The 1,530-nt window shown below is 32.1% G+C and carries 1 protein-coding gene; it reads left to right on the top strand.

The genetic code is table 11. The features are described 5' to 3' along the window. The first annotated feature begins 352 nt into the window (after nt 1-352). On the top strand, nt 353-1,405 hold the full coding sequence (locus tag CEF18_RS14945; RefSeq protein WP_110937195.1) for an ArsR/SmtB family transcription factor: 1,053 nt from the start codon (nt 353-355) through the stop codon (nt 1,403-1,405). Nucleotides 1,406-1,530 lie beyond the last annotated feature (125 nt).

Genomic DNA, 1,530 nt, shown 5'->3' on the forward strand with positions numbered 1-1,530 from the left:
CAATACCACGGAAATTTACAGCTCGTGCAACATGAACATGCTGTGCTATATCCACACCAACAACAAGATGTTTATCAGAAATTCTTTCAATTAGTTGATTTTGTTTGTCTTGCATTTTAAACTTCATATAAGAGCTCCTCCTTAGATTTGAGTTTTAGTTTGGTATCTATACTCTTATCTTACTGAGGGGCTCTATTTTTTTCAAAGTCGAAATTAACGCACTACAGGAATGCTGCGCAACAATTGACTTCGTTTTTAATACAAAATATTTCGAATAATTCATTCTAAATATATTGAATAATTTATTCTAATATTATAGAATAAGATTACAAAATAGAAATGAGGTCTAAAAATGGATGTTTTTAATATTACAAGTAGAAAAAGAGAGACCTACAAAGTTCAATTTGAATACTCTCTTTTATGGGAATGTGCATTAGGAATTGCAGCTATTACGAATACGCCTTTAATCAAAACATTAGAAAAAACACGAATGTATTGGGAAGAACTAAAAGGTTCGATATCGGAATGTCTTTTAGAACACTTAAATTATGTTGAGGAGAAAAATACGTGGAAATCATTGTTGCAATTACTCCATCAAAAGAAATTTAATGATATAAAAGAATTTACTGCCTACATACAGGAACTTCCACCCAACGATATGAGATATATTTGTCTCCCTTACATCGGGAAGGACAACAATGAATTAAGAGAAAGTGCATCTATGGGTGAAAAATCAGCAATAAAAAAAATGTTAAAGATAACAAAAGATAATCAATTTTTTCCAGATTACATCGAATTTATTTGTAACGTCGACATGGAAAAACTTAAAGAGCACCTTGTTAAGGTTATGAATGGATGGCATGAAGAAGTTATAAAAAATGATGAGGATGCAGAAGGACTATTATCTATCTTGAAGACAGATTATGAATCAAAAATAGAAATGTCTAAATCGATGACACCAGAGGAGCTAGTAGAATGGGCAACAGGTGGCATTGTCTATATGCCAGAACCAAGTGTAATAAATGTATTATTAATTCCCCAATATATCTATCGTCCATGGAATATAGAGGGGGATATAGAGGGAACAAAAGTATTTTATTATCCAATAGCAAACGAAAGTGTTTCTCCCAATGACCCATATACACCAAATAATTCGCTTGTTCTAAAACATAAAGCACTTGGGGATGAAGTAAGGCTTCGAATAGTAAAAATGTTATACGAAAAAGAACTGTCATTAAAAGAAGTTACAAATCAGTTGAAATTAGGAAAGACAACGGTTCATCATCACCTTAAGATTCTCAAGTCAGCTAGGTTAGTTGAAATGGGAAATTTAAAATACCACCTAAAAATAAATGCAATCAACTCATTATCAAAAGAAATGCAACAATATCTAAATAAACTATAAGGGAGTTTTAAGGGTGGGAGAACCAGCAATAAAATCGCGCGATAATGAAGTACCTGAATTTAAAAAGAATTACTCCGTATTCCGTTTTATCGGGGGGAACCTAATTTCATTTTGTGGTGATCAGA

Origin of the sequence: Salipaludibacillus neizhouensis, assembly GCF_002886185.1 — a bacterium.
Lineage (GTDB): Bacteria > Bacillota > Bacilli > Bacillales > Salisediminibacteriaceae > Salipaludibacillus > Salipaludibacillus neizhouensis.